Source organism: Ruegeria sp. AH12, from assembly GCF_056541465.1.
Window position 1 is genome coordinate 1 of the sequence record NZ_JBQFYL010000035.1, and the last position, 2045, is coordinate 2045.

Annotated in this window: 2 protein-coding genes and 1 pseudogene; 2 read left to right on the forward strand and 1 reads right to left on the reverse strand. The window is 55.7% G+C overall.

The features are described 5' to 3' along the window. The first annotated feature begins 131 nt into the window (after positions 1–131). Positions 132–1181: a PA14 domain-containing protein gene (locus ACR0EL_RS21330; protein ID WP_480502157.1), complete on the forward strand. Its 1050-nt coding sequence runs from the start codon at positions 132–134 to the stop codon at positions 1179–1181. Here ACR0EL_RS21330 and ACR0EL_RS21335 read toward each other — a convergent pair. Beyond that, a pseudogene (locus ACR0EL_RS21335) lies at positions 1079–1336 on the reverse strand (DeoR family transcriptional regulator); the annotation flags it as partial. The gene ACR0EL_RS21330 and the pseudogene ACR0EL_RS21335 overlap by 103 nt on opposite strands. Positions 1337–1526: 190 nt before the next feature. Between ACR0EL_RS21335 and ACR0EL_RS21340 the strand changes: the two are divergent. After that, a partial coding sequence (locus ACR0EL_RS21340) for an FAD-dependent oxidoreductase (protein ID WP_480502155.1) occupies positions 1527–2045 on the forward strand: 519 nt, incomplete at its 3' end.

The following is a 2045-nucleotide window of genomic DNA, read 5'->3' on the forward strand; positions in this document are numbered from 1 at the left end:
CTGGCGACGGAACCCCGCCCCCCGTCGATGAGACACCCGTTGACGAGACGCCTGTTGATCCGACGCCTGTTGATCCGACGCCTGTTGATCCGACACCAGGTGATCAGGATGACAACTCGGAAGGCTTCCGCATGGCCTTCTTCGCGCTTGATTTCAGGCCTTCGAGACTGTCGCAGATTGATTTTTCTGCTGCAGCGGATGAAACGACGCTCACCAATGCACTGAACTACGATGGAAGCACTCAGATCTGGGAGGGCGGCCGTGAGGACGTCTTTGCCGTGCGTGCCACGACCGATTTGCATATTGAGCAGGCGGGAAGTTACACGTTCTATTTGCTATCGGATGACGGTTCCAGCCTGCGGCTCAATGGTCAGGACCTGATCGACAACGACGGGCTGCATGCGACTGAGCTACAGACCGCCACGATCGAGCTGTCGGCGGGTACCCATAGCCTTGAGGCGCTCTACTTCGAGGCCTTTGGCGATGCGACCCTGATGCTCGAGTGGGCTGGCCCCGATACTGGTGGTAACCGCGTCCTGCTGACCGGGGATCATGTGGCAAGCCCTGGCGACGGAACCCCGCCCCCCGTCGATGAGACACCCGTTGACGAGACGCCTGTTGATCCGACGCCTGTTGATCCGACACCAGGTGATCCGACGCCTGTTGATCCGACACCAGGTGATCCGACGCCTGTTGATCCGACACCAGGTGATCAGGATGACAACTCGGATGGTGGCGGAATCCCACCCGTAGACGTGGATTCGGCCTTTTCCGTGGCCGGCGGTCGAGTGACAACGCTACAGGTGGAAAATAGCGAATCCGTTGAAAGTATTTCTATTCTGGAAGGCCCGGATCACGGGAACCTGACCGTGAACCCGGACAATACACTGGCGCTGGTGATGAGCCACGAGCAGGAGTTTTCGGGTCAGATAAACTTTACCTATGAAGTCACTTATGCAGGCGGTGCCACCGAAGTGCATGGTAGCACTGTGAACGTGCAGCCGACCACGCAGGGCGATGGCTGGGGAAAAGGTGACTTCTACATGCTCGAGCAGGATGAGAACGGGAATGTCGTTGTCGAGCAGCGTTCAGCGATGCGTGTCTTGGCTTCATGGTTCAGGGCGCGCCGGTCTTCGTATCCAATATTAGACACGCCAGAACGCAGAACGGCACCCCCGTGAACCCGATCCAACTTACCAGCTTCTGACAGTTCAGTCAGGTCACGGCGAATGGTTTGAACCGTCACCTGAAAGCGCTCGGCCAGTCCTTCGACAGTAACGCGGCCCTGTTGCTCGGCGACTAAAAGAATGTCCGATTGGCGAAATGATAGTGACATGGGCGGTCCTGAGTTCCGGTGTATTCGTTTTTGTTCTAATTTTGCGGTTAAGCAAGGGAATTCGTTAGTTGCACTTATTAATACTCGTTGTTTCAGCTAAAAACGAACATTATCGAAAAATAAAGTTGACGATACGAACCATCATACTGCTAATGCGCTTGAAACTGCCACGTTGGGGAATCAATTGGATATGTCATCGGACAGCAGCCAAGTTACCGATCTTTTTGTGATCGGCGGGGGTATAAATGGGTGCGGTATCGCACGTGATGCGGCAGGTCGGGGCCTATCGGTCACCTTGGCTGAAATGAACGATCTGGCCTCGGCGACGTCGTCAGCCTCGACCAAACTGTTTCATGGCGGGCTACGGTACCTGGAATTTTTTGAATTTCGTTTGGTGCGTGAAGCGCTGGTCGAACGCGAGACCTTACTGCGCGCTATGCCCCATATCAGTTGGCCCATGCGTTTCGTGCTGCCCTATCACGCCGATATGCGTTTTGACTCTGAAACGCCGACCTCACGGTTGCTCAGTACGGTGATGCCATGGATGCGCGGGCGTCGTCCTGCCTGGCTAATACGGCTTGGCCTGTTTTTGTATGACAATCTGGGCGGTCGCAAAATCCTGCCGGGCACACGTTCGCTGAACCTGCGCGCAGCACCCGAGGAGGCTCCGCTGCAAGACAAATTTGAAACCGCCTATGAATACTCGGAC

What these genes read in the sequence shown, in the direction of transcription:
- ACR0EL_RS21330 (WP_480502157.1), top strand. Translation starts at nt 132, where the DNA reads ATGGCCTTCTTCGCGCTTGATTTCAGGCCTTCGAGACTGTCGCAGATT.